The sequence below is a fragment of the Streptomyces sp. SUK 48 genome, assembly GCF_009650765.1.
GTDB lineage: Bacteria > Actinomycetota > Actinomycetes > Streptomycetales > Streptomycetaceae > Streptomyces.
The window spans coordinates 7961506-7986255 of sequence record NZ_CP045740.1 but is presented as its reverse complement, the minus strand read 5'-3'; the positions used below and the strand labels follow the sequence as shown (position 1 = coordinate 7986255).

General features: G+C 73.2%; 12 protein-coding genes. 1 reads left to right on the top strand and 11 read right to left on the bottom strand.

All coding sequences use genetic code 11. The annotated features are described in order from the left end of the window. Window positions 1-22: 22 nt before the first annotated feature. The 6 genes from GHR20_RS35015 to GHR20_RS34990 form a co-directional block, all read right to left on the bottom strand. Window positions 23-703: a class I SAM-dependent methyltransferase gene (locus tag GHR20_RS35015; protein WP_153815537.1), complete on the bottom strand. Its 681-nt coding sequence runs from the start codon at window positions 701-703 to the stop codon at window positions 23-25. Between the two features lie 143 nt (window positions 704-846). Further along, window positions 847-2571: an acyl-CoA dehydrogenase family protein gene (locus tag GHR20_RS35010; protein ID WP_153815536.1), complete on the bottom strand. Its 1725-nt coding sequence runs from the start codon at window positions 2569-2571 to the stop codon at window positions 847-849. A gap of 77 nt (window positions 2572-2648) precedes the next feature. After that, window positions 2649-3212, bottom strand: coding sequence for a PadR family transcriptional regulator (locus tag GHR20_RS35005; protein WP_153815535.1), 564 nt, complete (start codon window positions 3210-3212; stop codon window positions 2649-2651). 125 nt (window positions 3213-3337) lie between these two features. Further along, on the bottom strand, window positions 3338-4105 hold the full coding sequence (locus tag GHR20_RS35000) for an alpha/beta fold hydrolase (RefSeq protein WP_153815534.1): 768 nt from the start codon (window positions 4103-4105) through the stop codon (window positions 3338-3340). Between the two features lie 110 nt (window positions 4106-4215). Further along, window positions 4216-5715, bottom strand: a complete 1500-nt coding sequence (locus GHR20_RS34995) for a GMC oxidoreductase (RefSeq protein ID WP_243878230.1) — start codon at window positions 5713-5715, stop codon at window positions 4216-4218. A gap of 309 nt (window positions 5716-6024) precedes the next feature. After that, the gene (locus GHR20_RS34990; protein WP_202440620.1) at window positions 6025-6639 is read right to left on the bottom strand and encodes a LuxR C-terminal-related transcriptional regulator; all 615 of its coding nucleotides are present in this window, start codon (window positions 6637-6639) and stop codon (window positions 6025-6027) included. 365 nt (window positions 6640-7004) lie between these two features. Between GHR20_RS34990 and GHR20_RS34985 the strand changes: the two genes are divergently transcribed. Next, window positions 7005-10523 (top strand): AfsR/SARP family transcriptional regulator, encoded by a 3519-nt coding sequence (locus GHR20_RS34985; RefSeq protein WP_194859072.1) that lies wholly within the window; start codon window positions 7005-7007, stop codon window positions 10521-10523. A gap of 21 nt (window positions 10524-10544) precedes the next feature. Here GHR20_RS34985 and GHR20_RS34980 read toward each other — a convergent pair whose 3' ends face one another. The 5 genes from GHR20_RS34980 to GHR20_RS34960 form a co-directional block, all read right to left on the bottom strand. Then, window positions 10545-10739 carry a ferredoxin gene (locus GHR20_RS34980; RefSeq protein ID WP_111582932.1) on the bottom strand — a complete coding sequence of 65 codons (195 nt, stop codon included), beginning with the start codon at window positions 10737-10739 and terminating at the stop codon, window positions 10545-10547. Between the two features lie 44 nt (window positions 10740-10783). After that, entirely contained in the window at window positions 10784-11998 is a 1215-nt protein-coding gene (locus GHR20_RS34975; RefSeq protein ID WP_111582931.1) for a cytochrome P450, read from the bottom strand. Window positions 11999-12068: 70 nt separating this feature from the next. Beyond that, window positions 12069-13268 (bottom strand): cytochrome P450, encoded by a 1200-nt coding sequence (locus tag GHR20_RS34970; RefSeq protein WP_111582930.1) that lies wholly within the window; start codon window positions 13266-13268, stop codon window positions 12069-12071. Between the two features lie 43 nt (window positions 13269-13311). Then, entirely contained in the window at window positions 13312-14568 is a 1257-nt protein-coding gene (gene ccrA, locus GHR20_RS34965; RefSeq protein WP_153815533.1) for a crotonyl-CoA carboxylase/reductase, read from the bottom strand. A gap of 60 nt (window positions 14569-14628) precedes the next feature. Beyond that, window positions 14629-24738: a type I polyketide synthase gene (locus tag GHR20_RS34960; RefSeq protein WP_153815532.1), complete on the bottom strand. Its 10110-nt coding sequence runs from the start codon at window positions 24736-24738 to the stop codon at window positions 14629-14631. Window positions 24739-24750: the final 12 nt, after the last annotated feature.

Here is a 24750-nt window from a genome sequence, read left to right as displayed (position 1 = left end):
GTCATCGCCGGGGCGTACGGCGTCAGCGCAGTCGTCGCACGCGCAGCACCAGGTCGTCGGTGTGGTGTGCGCCGGCGCCGCCGTCGGGTGCCACGCGTGGCCGCTGCTCGTCCACCTCCACCCGCCAGTCGCCGTCGAGGAGATCGGCGACCATCGCGGGCCAGACGTAGTCGGCCGGGTCGAAGCCGCTCTCGTGCGTCTGCCGGCTGTCCATTCCCGCGTGGTGGACGAGCAGCAGCACACCGCCGGGCGCGACGGCCGCGAGCAGGGCGCGCTCGGCGGCGGCGTCGGGGGTGCGGTGCAGGGCGGGGTACTGCGCGGAGACCAGGTCGAAGGAGGCCGGCGGCAGCGCGGCCTCCGTGAGCGCGGCGTGGACCCAGCGGATGGTGAGGCCGGCGTCCCGCGCGTGCCCGGCCGCGCGCTCCAGCGCCACGCCCGAGACCTCGAGCGCGGTCACGTCCCAGCCGGAACGGGCGAGCCAGACGGCGTCCGCGCCTTCGCCGCAGCCGACGTCGAGCACCCGCCCCGGGGTGAGATCGGCGACCTCGGCCACGAGCGCGCCGTTGGGCCGACCGCTCCACAGCTGCGGCCGGTCGGCGTACCTCTTGTCCCACTCCGCCCGCACCGCGGGGTCTCCGACGTATCCGCCGGCGGGCGCGGGAGCGCCGGCCGCGGGCGATTCTTCTGCGATGTTCTCGGTCACGGGCCCACCGTCACCCACGGCGTGCCGGTCGCACCAGTCTTGTTGCCGGTCCGGCAAATCGGCGTCCCGGGACCCGGACCGGGCGCCGGGGCGACCGCCGCTCCGGTTCGAGCGGCGGTCGCCAGGGCGTTCCGGGGGTGGGGCTACGGAGCCATCTCGTACGACCCCGACAGCGCCTCCACCTGCTGCCAGACCCGGTGCGTGCGGTCCTGGTCGGCGACGGGGCGGCGGATCGCGTCGAGGGCCCAGGTCCGCTGGTCCTCGGTTGCCGAATCCTTGCCGTGCAGTTCGACGGCCTGTGCGGAGAAGTCCCGTACGAGGACGGCGAAGAGTTCGTCGAGCACGTCCGTGTCGAGGCCGGTCAGGGCGGCCTGCTCCAGGACGAGCTGGCCGTGCACGACGAGGGCGAAGAGCTGGCCGACCGCGAGGACGAGGTCGAGGTCGCGGCTCTGCTCCGCGTCAGGAGCGGCGGTGGCGACGAACGCGCAGAGCGCGTCGGCCTGTTCGCGGAACCGGCGCACGTTGGGCAGGTGCGCATACGCGTCGAAGGCGGGCCGCCAGTCGTGGAAGCGCACCGCGCCCAGGCCGCGGGCGGGGCCCTGCCGGAACAGGAAGTCGTCGTCCGCCGCGTCGTGGCGGGTCGGTACGGCGGGGTACTCGGCCGGGTCGAGGAGGTGGCTGCGCAGGAACTTCAGGATCAGCGCCAGGTTGACGTGGACCGTGCCCTCCAGCTTCGGCAGGCTGCGGATCTCCACGGCCGCCTGGGCGAAGTAGTTGTCCCTCTCGAAGCCCTTGGCGGCGATGACGTCCCACATCAGGTCGATGACCTTCTCGCCCTCGGTGGTCACCTTCATCTTCGTCATCGGGTTGAAGAGGAGGTAGCGGCGGTCGTCGGGGCCCGCGGTGCGGAAGTAGTCGGCCGCGCGGTCGCTGAACGCCTTCATGCCGACGAGCCGGACGTACGCGTCGGTCAACTCGCGCCGTACGTGCGGGAAGTCGGTGACGGGGCGGCCGTAGAGGACCCGGTTGTGGGCGTGGGTGACGGCCTCGTACATCGCGTGCTCGCAGATGCCGATGGAGGCGGTGCACAGGTTGAACTTGCCGACGTTGACGGTGTTCAGGGCGGCGTCGAAGGCGGCGCGGCCGGTGTGCAGGACGTCCTCGGCCGTGACCGGGTAGTCCTCCAGGCGGAACTCGCTGACGAACTTCGAGGAGTCGACGACGTTCTTGACCAGGTGGTAGGCGGGGTGGCGGCTGTCGGCGGCGAAGAAGACGTAGCCGTCGGGACCTTCGACGTCGGTGCGGCGGCCGAAGACGGAGACGAGTCCGGCGGCGTTGCCGTTGCCGATGTAGTACTTGGAGCCGGTGGCCCGGAAGCCGCCGTCGCCGTCGGGTTCGAGCAGCATGTCGGTGGAGTAGATGTCGGCGCCGTGGGCCTTCTCGGAGAGGCCGAACGCGAACACCTCGCCTTGGTCGAGGAGTTCGGCGGCGCGGGCGCGGGCTTCGGCGTTGTCGCTCTGCCAGACCGGGCCGAGGCCGAGGATCGTGACCTGCCAGGCATACCAGTAGTCCAGGCCGTAGAAGCCGAGGATCTCGTTGAGCGCCGCGATCCGGGCGGTGTCCCAGCGCTTGTCCGGCTCGCCCTCCCCCGCGGCGGACGACGGGGTGAGGAAGGTGGCGAACAGGTTCTCCTTCGCCGCGAAGGCGAGGAAGTCGCCGAGCCACGCACGGCTGCGGTAGTCCTCGATCAGCCGCCGCTTCCCGCGCTCCTCGAACCAGTCGACGGTGGCCCGCAGCAGGCGGCGCGTCTCGGGGTCGAAGTGCGCGGGGTCGTAGGTGCGCGGGTTGAGCAGCAGCTGGTCAGCCATGGGTGAGGGCGCCTTTCGGCTGGTGGGCGGGCGGGATTCGGGTGGCCCGGCGGCCGGCGGGGCCGGGCCGGCGGGGGTCAGCGGTCCGGACCGAACCGGGCCAGGGTGGCGAGCACGTCGTCCAGCCAGCCGATCATCATCCGCTCGTACGCGATGCCGCCGCGCAGTACGGCGTGCTGGAGCTCGCGCTCCGCGTCGGGCGGCGCCTGCGGACCGGCGTCGGACTGAGTGAAGTCCCGTGCCTGGCCCGCGAGATAGTGCGTCAGCCGGTCCCGGTGCGCCTGGCGGTGCCGCTCCACCTCGCGGATCAGGGCGGCCGGGTCGTCGAAGGCGGCGCCCCGGATCTTGACGGCCAGGTCGTGGCGGACGCTCTCCGGCTCGATGGGATCGTGCAGCCAGGAGGACAGCGCGGCGCGGCCGAGGTCGGCGACGCTGTACTCCCTCTTGTCCGGCCGTCCTTGCTGCGGGACGTCCCGGGCGTCGACCCAGCCGTCGTGCTCCATGCGCTTGAGCACGCGGTAGATCTGCTGGTGGGTCGCGGTCCAGAAGTAGCCGATCGAGCGCTCGAAACGCCGGGCCAGCTCATAGCCGGAGCCCGGCTTCTCCAAGAGCGACACCAGGATCGCGTGTTCGAGCGCCATGCCCTCGATCCTTCTATGCAACTCGTTGCATAGCAAGCCCCGCCCGCTCCGATGCGACGCGGGTCACCCTCCGGCCGGTCCTCGTGCCGGAGGCCGGCCCCCGCCTCGGAGACCGGCGCCCGTTCTCATGGCCGTACGGGCGACTCCAGCCGGGAGGTGATGAGGCGGATGATCTCCGGCTGGTGTTCGGCGAGGAAGAAGTGGCCGCCGGGGAAGACCTTCAGGGTGAAGGGGCCTTCGGTGTGTTCGGACCAGGCGGCGGCCTCCTCCACGGTGACCTTCGGGTCGTCGTCGCCGACGAGGCAGGTCACCGGGCAGCGCAGGGGCGGTCCGGGTTCCCACGTGTACGTCTCGGCCGCGCGGTAGTCCGCCCGGATGGCCGGGAGGATCATGCGCAGGATCTCCTCGTCGCCCAGCAGCTGGGGGTTGGTGCCGCTGAGGGCGCGCATCTCGGCGACCAGGCCGTCGTCGTCGCGCAGGTGGACGGTCTCGGCGCGGTGTGCGCAGGGCGCGCGGCGGCCGGAGGCGATGAGGGCGGCGGGCACGAGGTCCTGGTCCCGCTCCAGGCGCCGGGCGACCTCGTAGGCGAGGGAGGCGCCCATGCTGTGCCCGAACAGGGCGAGGGGCCGGTCGGTCCAGGGCAGCAGCGCCTCGTGGACCTGGTCGGCGAGCGCCGGTACGGAGTCCACGAGCGGTTCGGCGCGGCGGTCCTGGCGGCCGGGGTACTGCACGCAGAGCACGTCCACGTCCTCGGGCAGGGACCGGGAGACGGGGAGGAAGAAGCTGGCGGAGCCGCCCGCGTGGGGCAGGCAGACCAGCCGGACGCGGGCGTCGGGGCGCGGATGGAACCTGCGGATCCACAGGCCGTTGGCCTCGGTGAGCGGGGAGTTCACGGAAGCGTTCCCTTTCGGTTCGGGGTTCGGCCGCCCACCGTGGCGGGGCGTGCGTCACGGGGCGAAGAGACGAAGGGGCGGAGCGCATGCCGCGCCCCGCCCGTCGCTCGTCAGGAACCCGCGATGTCCTCCTTGATGACGCGCTCGACGTTCCGCTCCGCCAGCGCCGTGATGGTCACGAACGGGTTGACGCCGATGCTGCCGGGGATGAGCGAGCCGTCGGTGACGTAGAGGTTCTTGTACCCGGAGACGCGGCCGTAGTTGTCGGTGGCCTTGCCGAGGACGCAGCCGCCGAGCGGGTGGTAGCAGAAGTCGTCGGCGAACGCCTTGATCTGCTTGCCGAAGAGGTCGTACCGGTAGATGGTCGTGTTGGCCTTGTTGACGCGGTCGAACAGCGACTTGGCGGCGGCGACCGCGGGCGCGTTCTGGTCCCGGGTCCAGCGCAGGTCCGCCCGGTCCTTGGCGGCGTCGTAGACGAAGGTGCCGCGCTCCGGGTTCTTGGTGATGGCCAGGTAGAGGCTGACCCAGGTCTCGAGGCCCGCCGGCATGGGGGCTATCTCGGCGAAGACGGGGTTGTCGGGGTTGTCCCAGTCGTCGATGCCGAGGGCGGGGATCGACGACTGCTTGCTGCCCGTGGGGTTCCACACATGGTTGGCGCGGGCGGTCATGATGTTGCCGTTGGGGCCCCAGCCGCCGCCGATCTCGGAGCTGAGGCCGGGCAGGGTGCCGGTCTCCCGGGCGCGCAGCAGCAGTTCGGTGGAGCCGAGGCTGCCGGCGCCGAGGAAGAGGTGGCGGCAGGAGATCTCCTTGGTCCCGAGCAGCTTGCCGTCGGGGTCCTTCTGCTCGACGGTCAGCAGGTAGGTGCCGTCGTTCTGCTGACGGATCGTCTTGACCTGGTGCAGGGTCTCGATGGTGACCTTGCCGGTGCCCAGGGCGGCCGCCAGGTAGCTCTTGTCGAGGGAGACCTTGCCGTGGTTGTTGCCGTAGATGACCTCGGCGGCGAGCGCGGACTTGGGGTTGGTGCCGTCCGCCTCACCGCGCATGTAGTCCCAGTCGTAGACGTTGGGCACGAAGGTGGTCTTCAGGCCGGCGTTCTCGGCCTGCTGACGGGCGACGCGCGCGAACGTGTACCACTCGGTCTGCTCGAACCAGTCCTTGTCGATGTTGTTGACCCGCAGGCCGGAGTTCGCGCGCGGGAAGTAGGTGCCGTACATCTCGTCGGCGTCGACCTGGGGCAGCACCTCCTGGAAGTAGGAGCGCCGGGGCGTGACGGCCATACCGCCGTTGACGAGCGAGCCGCCGCCGACCCCGCGGCCCACGTACACGGACATCTGGTCGAAGTTGACCCGGTCCAGGACGCCCGCGTAGGGGTCGATGTCCCGGTTGGCGAGGTCGAGCCAGAGGAAGGAGCCGAGCGGGGCCTCGGTGCGGGTCTTGAACCAGCTGGAGCGCTTGTCGGGCTTGAGCATCCCGCAGAAGACGTTGCCGTCCGGGCCGGGCTGGTTCCACAGCTGGCCCATCTCCAGCATCAGGGTGGAGACCCCGGCCTCGCCGAGCCGCAGGGCGGAGACGGCCGCGCCGTAGCCGGTGCCGATCACGACGGCGGGCACGAACGTGCCGCCGGAGCCGCCGGGGGCGGTGGCGGCGGCCGCGCGGGGGCCGCGGTGATCGTGGTCTGCCCGGTGAGTGCGGCGGCGCCCAAGGCGGCCAGGCCGAGCATGCGGCGGCGCGACAGAGGCTGGTGTGCGTTCACGCTGTTGCTCCTGAGCTTCGAGAGGGGACTGAGAGGTATCGGGGGCCGGTCGGGGGGTTCCGGCGTGGGGACTGTCGGGGAGATCGGCGGACGTCGGGGCCGAGGGGGTCGGGTCACCCGGTGTGCGGAAGCGGCCGTGCGGGGCGGGGACGGGCGGGGTGCCCGCTCACTTCACGAAGTCCTCGACGACCTCGGGGGGCCAGGCACCGACCTTCAGCACGCCCATGGAGTAGGCGCGGGAGACCAGTGCGGCGCGGTTGGGGACCTTGAGCTTCCGCAGCAGGCAGGTCACGTGGTACTCGACGCCCTGCCGGCTGAGGTAGAGGCTCGCCGCGAGGGGGATGGTGGAGACCCCGGCGGCGATGCCCTCCAGGATCCGGGCGTCCATCGCGGAGAGGATCTTCTTGCGCCTGGTCACCACGCGTGCCCCCTCACCGTCGCCGGCGGTGGGCATCATGACCAGGATCGCGGTCGTGTCGGGGACTCCCCCGCGCACCGCGACCGCGGTGAGGGGGACCGTGAAGGCGGCCTCCTCGCCGGGCCCCACGGCGATGACGGGGGTGACGAATCGCTGGTGCTTGCCTTCCAGCAAATTGGAGAATTGGCGCACCAGCGGCTGCTGCACGCTGGGGTGGACCACGTCGCGAAAATCGCGGCCGCATATGTCCTCGGACGAGCAGTTGAACTGACGGAAGAACTCCTGGTTCGCCTGCTGGATGGCCAGTGTTTTATCGAGGCTTGCCACGCACAGGCCCGGAGCAGCAGGTGCTGGACTCAGCAAGAATGGGCTCCCTGTCGAAGACTTGAGCGCGAAATCAATTCGGAGGCTGGTGAGCGGCCGGGGAGGCCGTCAGCAGGGGCGTCATCGGCCCTGGACCAGCAGTATCTCCAGACCCGGACATCCTGCGTCACCGACCTTGCGGGGTCCTGGTCGAGTCGCTGACGCCCCCTTGCCGCCCGCTGCCGTCGCTTTCCGGACCCCTTGTCGAAATCCTTGCCCAACACCTTCTGCTTTCTTGCCAATCGACGGATCGCCAGCTCAGCAGGCGCTTTCGCTATGTCATGATCGGTAGCGGACGCCCTGCGACAGCCCCTGCTCGAAGCCGTCCGTCAACCAGCCGTACCCGTAAGAGATCGGGGACCGTCATGTCCACGCCTCCCGTGAACACGTCGCCCATGACCAGCGGCCGGGCCGAGCCCCTCCTCAGGGTGCTGGGGCCCATGTCGGCGCGGCTCGACGGGCGCGACCTCCCACTCGGGCCGCCGCGCCGGCGCACCCTGCTCGCCCTGCTGCTCATCCGGCTCGGCCGGGTGGTGCCCACCGAACTGCTCGTCGAGGAACTGTGGGGTGACGGAGCGCCCCGGCATGCCGTCGCGACCCTCCAGAGTCATGTGTCCCATCTGCGCCGGACCCTGGACACGGCGGGAACGGGCCAACTTTCGGTGCTCCGCCACCGCTCGCCCGGCTACGTCCTGGAACTCGATCCCGAACGCGTCGACGCCTGCCGCTTCGAGCGTCTGGTGACGGACGGACGCAAGCTGCTGGAGCAGCACGATCCGCGTACCGCGCACGTCCGGTTCACCGAGGCCCTCGGACTGTGGCGCGACTCACCCTACGCGGAGTTCGACGGCCATCCGCCGCTCAGCGACGAGTGCGCCCGGCTCGAACAGATCCGGCTCACCGCGGTGGAGTCCTGCGCGGAGGCGCGGCTGGCCCTCGGCGCGGCCGAGGAGGTCGCCGCGGATCTGGACGGGGAGGCGCGCCGCCATCCCACGCGGGAGCGGCTGGTCGGCCATCTGATGACGGCCCTGTCCCGGCTCGGGCGGCAGGCCGAGGCGCTCGAGGTGTACGAGCGCACGCGCAGCCATCTCGTGGAGGAGTTCGGGGTGGACACCGCGGCCGAGCTGCGCGAGGTCAGGAACGCGATTCTGCGCCAGGAGCCGGGGGCGAGCACCCCGTCCGGAAAATCGTCTCCGGAGCGGGTCGCGCCCGTCGCGGTGTCCGGTGTTCCCCTCGTGCCGGAGGAGGCGGGTGAGGCGGCGGCACCGGACGGCGAGGGCTTAGCGGGTTTAGCGGGGTTATCGGGGTTATCCGGATCCGAGCACGCCGACGGCGGCGCTGCGGGCGTGATCGCCGTACAGAAGGAGGGGGCGGGGGGCGGCGGACGCGCGGAGGCGCGGGGCGAGGTGCCGCCGGACGCCGCCGCGCCCCAGCACCCGACGGAACGGCGGCCCGCGGCCCGGCCGGCGGAGGAGCGGGCGGCCGCCCAGGAGGCGGGCGGATTCCCTGAGTTCGTGTCGGAGTGGGCGACCGCCCCGTCGCCGTTCACCGGTCGCTGCCAGGAACTGGACCGGCTGACGACCGGCGCCGCGAGCGCGGTCGTCGGGCATGGTCATGTGGCCGGTGTCCTCGGCCCTGCGGGCGTCGGCAAGACCCGGCTGCTGCTCGAACTCGCCGCGCGGCTGGAGAACATGGACGCGCAGGAGGAGGGCTCCCGGCTGGAGGTGGTCTGGAGTCACTGCTTCCCCGGTGAGGGCGTCCCCGCCTACTGGCTGTGGACCCAGATCCTGCGCCGGCTGTCCGCGACCCGGCCGGACGCCTTCCAGGAGGCGACACGGCCCTACGGCGCCCTGCTCGCCCCGCTGATGCCCGAGCGGTCGGCGTCCCGGACCGAGGGCCCGGACCTGTCCGCCGACTGGTGCCAGGCCCGCTTCCTGGCCCATGACGCGGTGTGCGAGGTGCTGCTCACCCTGGCCGCAAGCCACCCGCTCGTGCTGTTCCTCGAAGACCTCCAGTGGGCGGACGCCGCCTCCCTCGATCTGCTCAGGCTGCTGAGCACCCGCTGCCAGGGCCGTCCGCTCGGCATCGTGCTCACGGCCCGGGAGTTCGAGGCGGAGTCGGACGCGACGCTGCGCCGGGTGGTCTCCGATGTGCTGCGCGGGCCCCGGCGGGACACGCTGCGGCTGCACGGGCTGTCCCCGCAGGCCGTCGGCGCGCTGGTCGAGGCGCACGCGGGGCCCGGGGTCGACCCCGAGGTGGTCGAGGTGCTGCACCGGCGCAGCGAGGGCAATCCGTACTTCGTGATGCAGTTGCTGTCCCTCGTGAGCAACGCGCGCGACCTCCAGCGCCCGGACGCGGTCGATGTGCTGCTGGCCCACATTCCCACCGGGGTGCGCGAGGCGCTGCGCCAGCGGTTCGCGGCGCTGCCCGAGCCGGTGCTGCGGGTGCTGCGGCTGTGCGCCGTGATCGGCGCCGAGGTGGACACGGATCTGCTGCACCGGACCGCTACGCCGGGCGAACCGGTCCTCGCCGGGCTGGAGTCGGCCATCCGTGCCGGTCTGCTCGGGGAGGACCCGCACCATCCGGGGCGGCTGCACTTCGCGCACGCCCTGGTCCAGGAGGCGCTCGTCGAGGAGCTCCCGCGCGCGGACCGCCACCGGCTGCACGCGAGGATCGCCGAGGCGCTGCACGCCCGGCACCGGGGGCGGATGGGCGACGAGGAGATCGAGCGGGTGGCCCACCACAGCTGGCACGCGAAGAGCGCGCTGCCCGCCGCGGAGGTCCTGCCCCGGCTGCTGCTCGCCACGGAGCACGCCGAGCGGTCCATGGCGTACGAGCAGGCGGAGATCTGGCTGCGCCGCGCGGTGCACCTGACCGGCTTCCTGCCGCCGGACGACGCCGCGACGGCACGGCTGGAGCAGCGGCTGCACATCCAGCTCGGCCAGATACTCGCCACCACGCGCGGCTACGGCCACCGCGAGGCCGAGACGGCGCTGACCCGCGGTCGCGCCCTCAGCGCGGCCACGCAGACGCCCGAGGACCCGTCGGTGCTGTGGGCGCTGTGCGCGTCGCGCCTGGTCACCGGCCGCTACGACGCCTCACGGCAGCTGTCCGGGCTGCTGCGGGACATCTCCGGCCGGACCCGGGAGCCCGTGGCGGCGCTCGGCGCGGCGTACGGCGAGGGCATCGTGCTGCATGTGCGCGGCATGCTGCCGCAGGCGCTCGCCGAACTGGAGCGCGGCGTCGGCCTCGCGGACCGGCTGGCCGACGAGGGGCACGCGCTGGCCCGCACCTTCCAGCACGACCCGCGGGTCTCCTGCCGTTCGTACGACACCTTCACGCACTGGCTGCTCGGGAACCGGGAGACGGCCGGGGAGCGCCGGCGTGAGCTGCTGTGCCTCACGGAGTTCGACAGCAGGCCGTCCGACCGCTCGTTCGCGCTCTACGTGGACGGGGTGGTGGCGGCCTGGGAGGGCGACACCCGCACGGCGCTCGCGTCGAGCGACGAGGGCGTGCGGGTCGCGGGCGAGCACGGGCTGCTCTACTGGAAGGCGATGCTGGGCGTCGTCAAGGGGTGGGGCCTGGCCCGCTCGGGGGACCCGGACGAGGGGCTGGCCCTGATGCACTCCTCGCTGGCCGAGCTGGGCCGGTCGCGGACCTGCCTGCGCCACCCGCTGCACCTGGGTCTGCTGGGCCAGGCGCAGCGGCACGGCGGGCGGACCGAGGAGGCGCGGAGCACCTTCCGGGCGCTGCTGGCCGCCGTGGAGCAGCGCCGTGAGCGCGTGTACCTCCACCCGGCGCTGCCGGCGACCCCGCTGCTGCGCGAACTGCTGGACCTCGGTGACGACGACGTGCACGGCCCCTACGGTCGGACGGCCCCGTAGTCCCCCGCACGCCGCCGCCGTTCAGTCCTCGGTGATCGTGACCGCCTGGACCGGACAGGCCATGGGGACGTCACGCACGCGGGGGTCCCCCGCGCCGTCCTCCTGTCCCGGGACCAGGTCGACCAGTGCCTCGTCGTCCTGGGTGAAGACGCCGGGTGCGGTCATGACGCACTGGCCGGAGCCGATGCACCGGTCGCGGTCGATGGTGATGCGCAAGGCGTGGCCCGCCCCCCTTCGTTCGGTTCCTGGCGCCCGCGAGGTCACCAGGTGACGGGCAGTTCGATCGGGCCCTGTGCGTCGTGCCCGGCCTTCAGCGGCACCTCGTCCAGGGGTACGGCCAGCCGCAGGCCGGGGATGCGGGTGAAGAGCGCCCCGAGGGCGATCTCCAGTTCGGCGCGGGCGAGGTTCTGTCCCAGGCACTGGTGGATGCCGTGGCCGAAGCCGACGTGGTGTCGGGCGTTGCGGCGGGCGTCGAAGACGTCGGGGTCGTCGTACGCCTTGGCGTCGCGGTTCATCAGCGTGATGGAGACCAGGACGGCCTCCCCGGTCCTGATGGTCGTGCCGCCGACCTCGATGTCCTCCTTGGCCATCCGGACCATGTAGTCGGAGACGGAGGTGAACCGCAGCAGTTCCTCCACCACGCCCGGCACCGCGGCGGGGTCGTTCAGCAGCACCTCGATCTGCTCGGGGTGCTGCATGAGGGTGAGGGCGCCCAGCGCGATGGCGTTGACGGTGGTCTCGTGGCCGGCCACCAGCAGCACGAGCGCGATCATGACCACCTCGTTGTGGTCGAGTCCGCCCTCCTCCAGCTGGCGGGCGATCAGCTCGTCCAGGAGGCCGTCACCGGGCTCGGCCTGCTTCTTGGCGACCAGGCCGTGCAGGTACTGGTACAGCTTGGCGAAGGCCGCGTCGGCGTCCCCGGAGGTGGCGGCGCCCACGAAGTCGCGGGAGCACTCCTCGAAGAAGTCGTGGTCGTCGTAGGGGACGCCGAGGAGTTCGCAGATCGCCATGGAGGGCACGGGCAGGGCGAAGGCCGACACCAGGTCCACGACCGGGCCCTTGGCCAGCATGTCGTCCAGGAGCCGTTCGACCAGGCTCTGCAAGCTGGGCCGGATGGCGTTCATGCGCTTGACGCCGAAGCTGGGAATCAGCATGCGCCGCTGCCGGGCGTGCAGCGGGTCGTCCACGCCGATCAGCGGGAACGCGAGGCCGCCGCGGTCCTCGGTGCGCTGGACGACGACGGGGAAGACCGGGTGGCCCCAGTCGGAGGACAGCCGGGGGTCGGCGAGCAGCGCCCGGCCCTCGGCGTGCCCGGTGATCAGCCACGCCGGCCGGCCGTCGAACAGCGTGACCCGCGTCAGCGGGCTCTCGCCCCGCCATTCCGTGTACGCCTGCGGCGGCTGGTACGGGCAGGTCCGGTCCTGGGGGAAGGCCGGGGCCTCGGACCCGGTGTGGCGGATGTCGGTCTCGGTCATGTCGTGCCTTTCGGGCGATCGGCGGTGCGGTGGTTCGGCGGTGCGTGAACGGCCACGCGGGGCGGGGGCGTCACCAGGTGACGGGCAGCTCGTGCACGCCGTAGAAGACCATGTCGTCGCGGAAGCGGAGTTCCTCGACGGGCTTGGCCAGGCGCAGGGTCGGGAAGCGGCGGAACAGCGACTCGAAGGCGATCTGCAGCTCTATACGGGCGAGTTGCTGGCCGATGCACTGGTGTGCGCCGAAGCCGAACGCCAGGTGCGGGGCGGGGCGGCGGGTGATGTCGAAGCGCTCCGGGTCCTCGACGAAGGCGGGGTCGAAGTCGGCGGCGAGGACGTGCGCCACGACCTGCTCGCCCGCCGCGATGCGGACGCCGCCCAGTTCCACGTCCCGGGTGGCGACGCGCTCGCCGCCGAACTGGCCGATGGTGAGGTAGCGCAGCAGTTCCTCGACCGCGTTGCCCACCAGCGAGGGGTCTTCGCGCAGCAGGGCCAGCTGGTCGGGGCGGTCCAGGAGCAGCGCGGCGCCGAGGCCGATCATGCAGGCGGTGGTGTCGTGGGCGGCGATCAGCAGGGTGCCGGCCGCGTTCATGAGGAACATGTCGTCGAGGACGCCGTCGGGGTCCTCGGTGGTGGTCAGCGCCGAGATCAGGTCGTCGCCGGGGCTGCTGCGGCGTTCCTGGACGAGCTGGTAGAGCAGCCCGCCAAGACGCATGCCGGCGGCCTCGGTGGCGGCGGCGTCCTGGTCGACCCGCATCATCGCCTCGGCGATCTCCTGGAACTCGGGCCGACGTTCGACCGGGACGCCGAACAGGTCGGAGATCACCATGGCGGGCACCGGGTTGGCGAAGGTCTTCACCAGGTCGACGGTGCCGCCCTGGGCCGCGATGGCGTCGAGGCGTTCGTCGACGATGCGCTGGATGTTCGGCCGCAGCGCCTGCATGCGCCGGACGGTGAACTCCTTGGCGAGCAGCTTGCGGTCGGCGGTGTGTTCCGGCTCGTCCTGCCACAGCAGGCTGCCGCGGCCGGGCTTCTGGGTGACGATGCCGTCCTGGGTGTGCAGGGCGTGGGGCACCTGGACGCTGAAGGAGGGGTCGCGCAGCAGGGTGCGCACCTCCTCGTAGCCGCTCACCAGCCATGCCTCGTGGCCGCTGGTGAAGGTGGCCCGGGTCACCGGGGCGGCAGCGCGGACCTCGGCGATGCCGTCCGGCGGCAGGAACGGGCAGCTGCGGGCCTTGGGGACGGCGGGTGCGGCGCCGGTGGGCTCGGACATGACTCTCCTTGCGCTGGGGTGAGGGGTGCCGTGCGGCGGGTGGTCAGGCGGCGGGGAGTTCGAGCGTGCTCTCGCCGCGCCGGGGCGCGTTCACGAGGACGGCCATGTTCCCGGAGGGGTGCACGTTGTCGTGCATCATCTGGTGCATGCGCCCGATGTCCTGGAAGGTCTCGCAGGCGGCCAGGCAGGGGTCGAGCATGCCGTTGCCGACGAGTTCGATGACCTCGCGGCACTCGCGGGTGCCGGCGTAGTGCGAGCCCTGGAGGCGCTTGGAGCGCATCCACAGGTGGCGCAGGTCGACGTCCCCGTTGTAGCCGGAGGTGCCGCCGCAGATGACCACCATGCCGGCGTTGTCGCACAGGTACATCGAGGTGGGCAGGGTGTCCTGGCCGCTGTGCTCCAGGACGATCCGGGGGGACCTGCGCTCGCCGAGGATCTCCCAGATCTTCTTGCCGATGCCGCGGGCGCCGCGCAGGAATCGTGCCGATGCCTCGGCGTCCTGGAGGTCGGGCAGCCGCCCCCAGTGGTCGAAGTCGCGTCGGTTGATGGTGCCCGCGGCGCCGAGGCGGCGGCAGTACTCCGAGCGGTCCTCGCTGGAGACCATGGCGATCGGGACGCCGCCGGCCAGCCGGACGAGCTGGATGGCCATCGAGCCGAGACCGCCCGCGCCGCCCCAGATCAGCACGGGGTCGCCGGGGCGGACCGTGTTGCCCTGCCAGCCGAACAGCTGCCGGTAGGCGGTGGGCCCGGTGAGCAGGAAGGCCGCGGACTCCTCCCAGGACAGCCGGGCGGGCTTGGGGTGGCACTGGTACTCGTCGACGCGGCAGAACTGGGCGAAGGAGCCGTAGTTGGTCTCGTACCCCCAGGCCCTGATGCTCTCCGAGACCAGCGGGTCGGTGCCGAGCCGGATGTCCTCGGCGGTCTCGTCCCACTGGCCGCTGGTGAGCAGCACATGGTCGCCGATCTTGACGTGGCGGACGCCCTCGCCGACGGCCCAGACCACGCCGGACGCCTCGGAGCCGCCGATGTGGAAGTCCTCGGGCTGGCCCTGGCGCTGCCGCATGCCGATGACGTCGACGGGCTTGCCCAGCGAGGACCACACGTTGTTGTAGTTGATGCCGGCCGCCATCACGTAGACCAGCACCTGCCCCCGGCCGACCGCCGGGGTGTCGACGACCTCGGTGCGGAACGCCTGCTTGGGCTCGCCGAAGCGGTTCTGGCGGATCACGGAGGCGTACATCCGCTCCGGTACCTCACCGAGCGGCGGGGTCTCGCCGATCTCGTACAGGGTCTTGGTCATGGTTCTTCTCCCACGTCTGCTCGTCCGTGTCCTGAGGTGCTCGCGGTGGCCGCGGGCCGGTCATGCGGTGGTGGTGGTGTTCTCGGCCGCGGCGGGGCGGTGCGCGTCGGTGACGACGTCCGCCAGCCAGGAGTCCACGGCCGCGGCGGTGGCGCCGGCGTGGTCCTCCAGCATCGAGTAGTGGTCTCCGGTGACCTCGATAGTCGTGTCCACGTGCTCGGGCGGCGCCGCGCGCCCGCCGCCGTCCGCGGCGGCGGCCGGTACGGGTTCGCTCGCCCGCACCAGGAGGGTCGGGGCGGTGATCTCGGGCGCGGCCCAGTCGTCGAAGAGGCGCATGTAGCGGCCCATAGCGGTGAGTTGCTCGCCGCCGGACCTCATGAAGTCCAGGCGCTCCGACTGCGCCTGGGCCATCGCGTTGAGCACCTGGGGGTCGAAGGGGATCGCGCGGCTGAAGCTGTCGATCATGACCACGGCCGCGGGCCGCTCCCCCATGGCCTCCAGGTGCGCGGCGACGCCGTGGGCGAGCCAGCCGCCCGAGGAGTAGCCGAGCAGGACCACGGGCTTGCCGCCGGCGCACGCGCGTACGGTCCGGGCGTGCAGCCGGAGCACGGCGTCCGGGTCGGCGGGGACCGGTTCGTCCTTCTCGTAGCCGGGGTTGACCAGCGCCCACAGGTCGAGGCGGTCGCGGAAGGGCGCCGCGAACCGCGCGTACTGATGGGCTCCGGCCGGTACGACGTACGGCGAGAAGCACATCACCGCGTACGGCAGGTCGTCGCCCTGGGACAGCCGTACGGGGGCCGGGAGTTGCTCCAGGTCCTCGGGCTTTTCGAAGGAGGGCCGGAAGCGGGCCGCCTCCATCAGCATCCCCATGGCCTCGGCGGCCGTACCGGTCCGGCTGGCGTGCCGGTAGAGCTGGACCAGCATGTCGGTGGGCCGCTCCTGCGCCCCGCCGGCGGCGCCCTGGAGGAGGGTCAGCAGGTGCCGGGCGAGCCGGGCGGGGGTGGGGTGGTCGAAGGCCAGTCCGGCGGGCAGCCGCAGACCGGTGGCGGCCGACAGGCGACGGCGCAGGTCGATCGCGGTGAGCGAGTCGAAGCCGAGTTCCAGGAAGTGCGCGGTGGGCAGGACGTCCTCGGCGGAGGCGTGTCCGAGGACCACGGCGCTCTGCGCGCGGATGTGCTCCAGGAGCCTCTCCTCCCGCTCGGCCGGGTCGAGCCGGGCCAGTTCGGTGGCCAGTTCCGCTCCGGCGCCGCTCTCCTCCTCCTCGTCCCGCTCGGCCTCCAGGAGCCGTTGTACGTCGGGCAGTTCGGCCAGCAGCGGGCTGGGCCGCCCCACGGTGAAGGCGGGCAGGAACTTCGCCCAGTCGATCGGGGCGACGGTGAGGGTGGCCTCGTCGTGCTCGACGGCCTGGCGCAGGGCGGTGATCGCGAGTTCGGGGGGCATGACGCCGAGGCCCCGCCGCTCGCCGCGTTCCCGTACCGCGTCGTCGACCATGCCGCCGTCGGCCCAGCCGCCCCAGGCGACCGAGGTCGCGGTCAGGCCGCGGGCCCGGCGTCGCAGGGCGAGGGCGTCGAGGAAGGCGTTGGCGCCGGCGTAGGAGCCCTGGCCGCCGCTGCCCCAGACGCCCGCGCCGGAGGCGAAGAGGACGAACGCGTCCAGTGCGCGGCCGTCGAGGAGTTCGTCCAGGTGGACGGCGCCGGTGACCTTGGCGGCCGCGGCGTCGGCGAACTCCTGGAGGTCGGCGTCGGCCAGCAGGGAGGAGCGTGCCGTGCCGGCGGCGTGCAGCACCGCGGTGAGCGGATGCCGGGACTCGATGCCGGCGAGCAGCCGGGCGAGCGCGGCACGGTCGGCGATGTCGCAGGCGGCGATGGTCACTTCGACGCCGAGGGCGGTCAGCTCGGCGTGCAGTTCGCGCGCGCCGGGGGCGTCGGGTCCGCGCCTGCTGGTGAGCACCAGGTGCCGGGCGCCCGCACCGGCGAGCCAGCGGGCGAGGTGGCGGCCCACACCGCCGGTGCCGCCGGTGATGAGGACGGTGCCGCGCGGCTGCCACGGCGTGGCCGGCTCCGGACCGGCGGGCCGGGCCCGGACCAGGCGCCGGCCGTACACGCCGTCGGCGCGTACGGCGAGCTGGTCCTCGTCGTGCTGGGCCAGCACTCCGGCCAGTCGGCGCAGCGTGTGCTTGTCCACCGTCTCGGGCAGGTCGACCAGGCCGCCCCAGCGCCGGGGCAGTTCGAGTGCGGCGACGATGCCCAGGCCCCACAGCTGGGCCTGGCCGACGTCGTGCAGCGGGTCGCCGGGCCCGGTGGAGACGGCGCCGCGGGTCGCGCACCACAGGGGTGCCCGGACGTCCAGGTCGCCCAGTGCCTGCACGAGGGTGACGGTGGTGGCGAGGCTCGCGGACAGCGCGGGGTGGTCCGGGTGGGTGCCGGGGGCGAGGCCCAGCAAGGAGAGGACACCGGCGGGCTGTTCGCCGCCGAGTTCCTCGGCGAGCAGCCGCGCCGTCCGGGCGCGGTCGCTGTCGACGGGGATCTCCACGACGCGCACCTTGGCGCCGTGGGCGCCGAGCACGCCGACGACGCAGGGCGGCCACTGTCCGTCCGCCAGACCGGCGGGCAGGACGGCGAGCCACAGGCCGTCGAGACCGGGGGCCGGGTCGTCGGCCAGCCGCCGGAAGGAGACGCGGTAGCGCCAGCCGTCCACCGTGGACTTCTCGCGGCCGCGCCGCCGCCACGCGGCCAGGACCGGCAGCGCGGGCGCGACGAGGGCGGCGTCCTGTGTCCCGAACCGGTCGGTGAGCCCGGCGGCGTCCGCGTTCTCCACGAGTTCCCAGAACCCGGCCTCGACCGGATCGGTGCCCGCGGGGGCGGGGTCGGCGCTGTCCAGCCAGTACCGGCGCCGCTGGAACGCGTACGTCGGCAGGTCCACGCGCCGTACCGGATGCCCGGCGAAGGGCACCGTCAGGTCCACGGGCACGCCGCTGACGTGCAGTTCGGACACGGAGCGCAGGAAGCGGTCCATGCCTCCCCGGTCCCGGCGCAGCGAGGCGCCGGTGACGGCCTCCGTCTCGGCGTCCTCCGCGATCTCCTGCACCGCGTCGGCGAGCAGCGGGTGCGGGCTGCATTCGACGAACACGCCGTGCCCGTCGGCCAGGAGCGCGCGCACGGTCCCCTCGAACTCCACCGTGTGGCGCGCGTTGCGGTACCAGTACCCGGCGTCCAGGGCGGTGGTGTCCTGCGGGGCGCAGGTCAGGGTGGAGTAGAAGGGGATGTCCGCGCTGGCCGGGGTGACCGGGGCCAGCAGGTCGAGCATCTCCTCGCGCAGGCTCTCGACCTGGGCGGAGTGCCCGGCGCCGGTGGCGCCGCGGACCTTGCGCACCCGCACGCCCTCGGCTTCGAGCTCCGCGAGGAGGGCGTCGACGGCGTCGGGTTCTCCGGAGACGGTCAGGGCGGCGGGCCCGTTCACGGCGGCGACCGACAGCCGGTCGCCGTACTTCTCCAGACGGGCGCGCACCCGGTCGGCGGGCAGGGCGACGGCGAGCATCGCGCCCTTGCCGATGAGCTTGGTCAGGCTGCGGCTGCGCAGGGCCACGATCCGGGCCGCGTCGTCCAGGGTGAGCGCGCCCGCGACGTACGCGGCGGCGACCTCGCCCTGCGAGTGGCCGACGACGGCGGCGGGTGTCACTCCGTACGAGCGCCACAGCGCGGCCAGCGACACCATCACGGTGAACAGCGCGGGCTGGGCGACCTCCACCTCGGCGAGGCCCGGTGCGCCCGGTGCGGCGCGCAGCACGTCGAGCAGGGACCAGTCGAGGTAGGGGGCGAACGCCTCGGCGCAGGCCGTCGCCTGCTCGGCGAAGACCGGGGAGGTGTCGAGGAGTTCGCGGGCCATCTCCGTCCACTGCGAGCCGTGGCCGGGGAAGACGAAGGCGACCTTGCCGGCAGCCGTGGCGGTGCCCTGGACCACGTGGTCGGCGGGGGTGCCGGCGGCGAGCGCGGCGAGTCCGGTCCGCAGGTCGTGCCGGTCGCGGCCGACGACCACGGCCCGCTGGTCCAGCCGGGTCCGGGTGGTGACGAGGGCGCGGCCGGTGTCGGGCAGGGACAGCCCTTCGTCGCGGTCGAGGCGGGCCAGGAGCCGGCGGGCCTGCTCGCGCAGGGAGCCGGCGGTCTTGGCGGACAGGGCCCAGGGGTAGACCTCCGGGGGCGGGACGGCGCCGGCGGGCTCGGTGTGTTCCGCGGGGAGTTGCTCGGGCGTGGCTCGGGGGGCGGGGGGCCGTTCGCCGGCCGCGGCGGGCGCGGGCCGGGGGGCCGCTTCGATGATGGTGTGCACATTGGTGCCGCTCATCCCGAAGGAGGAGACGGCCGCGCGCCGGGGTCCCTGCCGCTCGGGCCAGGGGGTCTGTTCGGTGAGCAGGCGTACCTGGCCGCCGGACCAGTCGACGTCCGGGGTCGGTTCGTCGACGTGCAGGGTCCGCGGGAGGACGCCGTTGCGCATCGCCATGACCATCTTGATGACACCGCCGACGCCCGCGGCCGCCTGCGCGTGGCCGATGTTGGACTTCAGCGAGCCGAGCCACAGCGGCCGGTCCGCGTCGCGTTTCTTGCCGTACGTGGCCAGCAGGGCCTGCGCCTCGATCGGGTCGCCGAGCCGGGTGCCGGTGCCGTGGCCCTCCACGGCGTCCACCTCGTCCGGGGCGAGCCGGGCGTTGGCCAGTGCCTGCCGGATGACCTGCTGCTGGGCCCTGCCGCTGGGCGCGGTCAGGCCGTTGGACGCGCCGTCCTGGTTGATGGCACTGCCGCGTACGACGGCCAGCACCTCGTGTCCGTTGCGGTGGGCGTCGGACAGCCGCTCCACCAGGACCAGGCCCACGCCCTCGGCGAAGCCGGTGCCGTCGGCGGACGAGGAGAACGCCTTGCAGCGGCCGTCGGCGGACAGTGCGCGCTGCCGGCTGGACATGGTGAACGCGGACGGTCCGGCCATCACCATCACACCGCCGGCCAGTGCCATGGCGCACTCGCCGCCCCGCAGTGCCCCTACGGCGAGGTGGAGGGCGGTCAGCGAGGACGAGCAGGCGGTGTCGACGGTGACCGACGGACCGTGCAGGCCGAAGGTGTAGGAGAGCCGCCCGGAGATCACGCTGGCCGCGTTGCCGCTGGGCAGGTAGCCCTCGACGCCGTCGGGCACCTTGAGCGGGCGGCCGGTGTAGTCCTGGTAGCCGGAGCCGACGAAGACGCCCGTGGCGCTGGCGCGCATCGTGTCGGGTGCGATCCCGGCGCGTTCGAAGACCTCCCACGCGGTCTCCAGCAGCAGCCGCTGCTGCGGGTCCATGGCGACGGCCTCGCGGGGGCTGATGCCGAAGAGCGCGGGGTCGAACTCGTCCGCGTCGTGCAGGAATCCGCCCTGGGTGGTGTACGTCGTACCGGAGTGGTCGGGGTCCGGGTGGTAGAGGGCGTCGATGTCCCAGCCGCGGTTGCCGGGGAAGCGGGTGATCGCGTCGCGGCCGTCGGCGACCAGTTCCCACAGGTCCTCGGGGGAGCGGACGCCGCCGGGGTAGCGGCAGGCCATGCCGACGATGGCGATCGGTTCGTCCAGCACGGCGGCGGCCGCCGCCGCGGTGGCCGTGTCGTCCTGGCCGCCGGTGAGTTCGGCGAGCAGGCGGTCGGCGAGGTCCGCGGCCGTGGGGTGGTCGAAGACCAGGGTGGTGGGCAGGGTGAGGCCGGTGGCCTCGTTGATCCGGTTGCGCAGTTCCACCGCGGTCAGGGAGTCGAAGCCGAGGTCCCGGAAGGGCCGGTCCGCCTCGACGGCGCCCGCGGTGCGGTGGCCGAGCACGGTGGCGGCGTGGGTGCGTACGAGGTCCACGAGGGCGCGGGCGCGGTCCTTTGCCGACAGTCCGGCGAGGCTCTCGGCGAGGGCGCCGGTGCCGGGGCCCGCCTCGGGGGCTTCCTCGGTGAGCGCGTCGCGGACCTCGGGGAGGTCGCCGAGCAGCGGGCTGGGGCGGCCGAGGGTGAACGGCACGATGAACCGCGCCCAGTCCACGTCGGCCACGGTCACCAGGGTCTCGTCCCCGTCGAGCGCGCGCTGGAGGGCGCCGATCGCGGCGGCGGGAGGCATCGCGCACAGGCCGCGGCGGCGCAGCCGCTCCTCGTCGTCGCCGTCCTCGACCATGCCGCCGTCGGCCCACGGGCCCCAGGAGACGGCGGTCGCGGTGCGGCCCCGGTCGCGGCGGCACCGGGCGAGGGCGTCGAGGAAGGCGTTGCCGGCCGCGTAGGCGGCCTGGCCGCCGCTGCCCCAGACGCCGGAGATGGAGGAGAACAGCACGAAGGCGTCCAGCTCCTGGTCGCCGAGCAGTTCGTCCAGGTGTGCCGCGCCGTCCGCCTTGGCGGCGAGCGCGGCGGCGAAGGCGTCCGGGGTGGTGGCGTCCAGCATGCCGGGGTCGGCGACCCCGGCGGCGTGCACGACGGCGGTGAGGGTGTGCTCGGCGAGCAGGGCCGCGACGGCGTCCCGGTCGGCGAGGTCGCAGGCGGCGAGGGTGACCTGGGTGCCGAGGGCGGCCAGTTCGTCGCGCAGCGCGGCGGCGCCCGGCGCGTCGGCGCCCCGGCGGCTGGTGAGGACGAGGTGTTCGGCGCCGCCTCGGGCGAGCCAGCGGGCGACGTGGCCGCCGAGAGCGCCGGTGCCGCCGGTGACGAGGACGGTGCCGCGCGATCGCCAGCGGCGGCCGGCGGCGCGTGCCGGTGCGTGGACGAGCCGCCGGGCGAAGACACCGGAGGTGCGGAGCGCGAGCTGGTCCTCCGCCGGCCGGCCCGTCAGCGCCTGCCCCAGTACGTCGGCCAGGCGGGTGGCGGTCCGGTCGTCGAGGGTCTCCGGCAGGTCGATCAGGCCGCCCCAGCGGCGGGGCAGTTCCAGGGCGGCGGTGCGGCCCAGCCCCCAGACCTGGGCGTGCCGGGGTTCGCGTACGGCGTCTGAACCGTTCACGGCCACCGCGCCCGAGGTCAGGCACCACAGCGGGGCGTCGACGCCCGCGTCGCCCAGGGCCTGGAGGAGCCGCAGGGTGGGGAGCGCCGGGTCGCCGGTGAGGAGCAGCGAGAGCACGCCGTCGACCGGTCCGGTCCCGGCCAGTTCCCCGGTCAGTTCCCCGGTCAGGGTGGCGCGGTCGCTCGCCGCGCCGACGATCAGCGTCCTGAGCGTGGCGCCCCGGGCGGCGAGCGCGGCACGCACCGCGTCGGTCCGCTCGTCCGCCTCCTCGGGAACGGCCAGCAGCCAGGTGCCGCCGGTTCCGGTCGGGGCGGGTTCGCCGAGGCGCTGCCACGACTCGCGATAGCGCCAACGGTCCACGGCGGACTGCTCTTTGCGCTGCCGCCGCCAGGACGAGAGCCTCGGCAGTACGTCGCCGAAGGTGTCGCCCGCGTCGATGTGCAGGGTCTCCGCGAGGGCGGGCAGGTCCTCCCGCTCCACGGTGTCCCAGAACTCCGCGTCCACCGGGTCCACCGCCGTGCCGGCCGCGCTCTGGGGGGCTTCGACCCAGTACCGCTCGTGCTGGAACGCGTACGTCGGCAGATCGGTCGTGCGCGCGCCCGCGAAGAACGCGCTCCAGTCCACCGCCACGCCGTACGTGTGCAGTTGGGCCACGGCGGTCACGAGCGCCTGCCGCTCCGGACGCTCGCCGCGCAGGACCGGTACGGTGACGGCCTCGTCCAGGCAGTCCCGCGCCATACCGCTCAGGACGCCGCCCGGGCCGACCTCCACGAACGTGGTCACGCCCAGTTCGTGCAGGGTGCGGACGCCGTCGGCGAAGCGGACCGCCTCGCGGACGTGCCGGACCCAGTACTCCGGGGTGTAGGTCTCGACGGGGCGGCCCGTGAGGTTGGAGACGACGGGCAGCCGGGGCTTCTCGAAGGCCAGGCCGCGGACGACCTGGGCGAACTCCTCCAGCATCGGGTCCATCGACGGCGAGTGGAAGGCGTGGCTGACCTTCAGCCGGGACGTCTTGCGGCCCTGCCCGGCGAAGTCGGCGGCGATCGCCAGGGCCGTCCGCTCGTCACCGGAGACGACGACCGAGGAGGGGCCGTTGACGGCGGCGATGCTCACGGCGTCGGTGAGGTGGGGCAGGACCTCCTCTTCGGTGGCCTGTACGGCGACCATCGCGCCGTCCGTGGGCAGTGCCTGCATCAGCGTGGCGCGGGCACGGACCAGTGTCGCCGCGTCGTCCAGGGAGAGCGCGCCGGCCACGTGTGCGGCGGCGACCTCGCCAACCGAGTGGCCCATCACGAAGTCCGGTCGCAGGCCCAGGGATTCGAGGAGGCGGAACAGCGCCACCTCGACCGCGAACAGCGCGGGCTGGGTGCACCCCGTCTGATGCAGGGACTCGGCGTCGACGTCGAGCGGCATGTCCAGGCGTGCGCACACCTCGTCCCAGGCGGCGGCGAAGACGGGGAACGCGGCGTACAACTCGCGTCCCATTGCGAGGCGTTGAGAGCCCTGGCCGGAGAAGAGGAAGGCGGTCCTGCCACCGGCCGGGCGGCCCAGCAGGACCTGCGGTGACGGGGCACCGGCGACCAAGTCCGCCAGCCCGAGAAGGAGTTCGGCCTGGTCCTCCCCCACGACGGCGGCCCGGTGGCGCATGGCCGTGCGGGTGGTGGCCAGCGACAGCCCGATGTCGTGCGGCCGGGCCTCGCCGCGGGCGAGGGGCAGCAGCCGGGCGGCCTGCTCCCGCAGCGCCGTGTCGCTCTTGGCGGAGAGCACCCAGGCCAGGGGGCCATCGGCGGTGCCTGCGGCGGGCGCCGGGTCCTGGGCCGGGGCCTGTTCGATGATGGTGTGGGCGTTGGTGCCGCTGACCCCGAAGGACGAGATCGCGGCCCGGCGCGGGCGGTCCGTCTCCGGCCAGTCCACCGCCTCGGTCAGCAGCCGTACGTCACCGGCCGACCAGTCCACGTGCGGGGTCGGCTCGTCCACGTGCAGAGTGCGCGGGAGGACGCCGTGACGCATCGCCATGACCATCTTGATGATCCCGCCGACACCGGCGGCGGCCTGGGCATGGCCGATGTTGGACTTCAGCGAGCCCAGCCATAACGGCTGCCCTTCGGGGCGCTCCCGGCCGTAGGTGGCGAGCAGTGCCTGGGCCTCGATCGGGTCGCCGAGGGTGGTGCCCGTGCCGTGTGCCTCCACGGCGTCGATCTGGGCGGGAGACAGTCCGGCCGAGGCCAGGGCCTGGCGGATGACGCGCTGCTGTGCGGGACCGTTGGGCGCGGTCAGGCCGTTGGACGCGCCGTCCTGGTTGACGGCGCTGCCCCGGACGACGGCCAGCACCCGGTGCCCGTTGCGGCGGGCGTCGGACAGCCGCTCCACCAGCAGCATGCCCACACCCTCGGCCCACCCGGTGCCGTCCGCCCCGGCGCCGAACGCCTTGCACCGCCCGTCGGGCGACAGCCCGCGCTGACGGCTGAACTCCACGAACGGGGTGGGGGTGGTCATCACCTGCACGCCGCCGGCCAGGGCCATGGAGCACTCGCCGCCGCGCAGCGCCTGGACCGCCCAGTGCATGGCGACCAGCGAGGACGAGCACGCCGTGTCGACGGTGACCGCCGGACCCTCAAGACCGAAGGTGTAGGAGATGCGGCCGGACATCACACTGGCGGAGTTGCCGGTCCCGAGGTGGCCGTCGGACTCGCCGCCGACTCCGACGAGGAGATTGACGTAGTCCTGGTACCCGGAGCCGACGAAGACTCCGGTACGGCTGCCGCGCACCGACTCCGCGTCGATACCGGCCCGTTCGAACGTCTCCCACGTCGTCTCCAGCAGCAGCCGCTGCTGCGGATCCATCGCCACGGCCTCACGCGGCGAGATACCGAAGAAGGCGGGATCGAACTCCCCCGCGTCGTACAGGAATCCACCATGCCGCGCGTACGTCTTCCCGGACGCCTGCGGGTCCGGGTCGTAGAGGCCGTCCACGTCCCAGCCCCGGTCCGCCGGGAACTCGCCGACCGCGTCGCCGCCGGAGGCCACCAGCCGCCACAGGTCCTCGGGCGAGCGCACCCCGCCCGGATACCGGCACGCCATACCGACGATCGCGATGGGTTCCTGGTTCTTCTCCTCGACTTCGCGCAGGCGCTCCCGGACCTGGCGAAGGTCTGCGGTGACGCGCTTGAGATATTCGAGAAGCCTGTCTTCGTTGCTGCTCATCCGCCTCATCCG

What these genes read in the sequence shown, in the direction of transcription:
- GHR20_RS35010 (WP_153815536.1), bottom strand. Translation starts at nt 2,571, where the DNA reads ATGGCTGACCAGCTGCTGCTCAACCCGCGCACCTACGACCCCGCGCAC.
- GHR20_RS35005 (WP_153815535.1), bottom strand. Translation starts at nt 3,212, where the DNA reads ATGGCGCTCGAACACGCGATCCTGGTGTCGCTCTTGGAGAAGCCGGGC.
- GHR20_RS34985 (WP_194859072.1), top strand. Translation starts at nt 7,005, where the DNA reads ATGTCCACGCCTCCCGTGAACACGTCGCCCATGACCAGCGGCCGGGCC.
- GHR20_RS34975 (WP_111582931.1), bottom strand. Translation starts at nt 11,998, where the DNA reads ATGACCGAGACCGACATCCGCCACACCGGGTCCGAGGCCCCGGCCTTC.
- GHR20_RS34970 (WP_111582930.1), bottom strand. Translation starts at nt 13,268, where the DNA reads ATGTCCGAGCCCACCGGCGCCGCACCCGCCGTCCCCAAGGCCCGCAGC.
- ccrA (WP_153815533.1), bottom strand. Translation starts at nt 14,568, where the DNA reads ATGACCAAGACCCTGTACGAGATCGGCGAGACCCCGCCGCTCGGTGAG.
- GHR20_RS34960 (WP_153815532.1), bottom strand. Translation starts at nt 24,738, where the DNA reads ATGAGCAGCAACGAAGACAGGCTTCTCGAATATCTCAAGCGCGTCACC.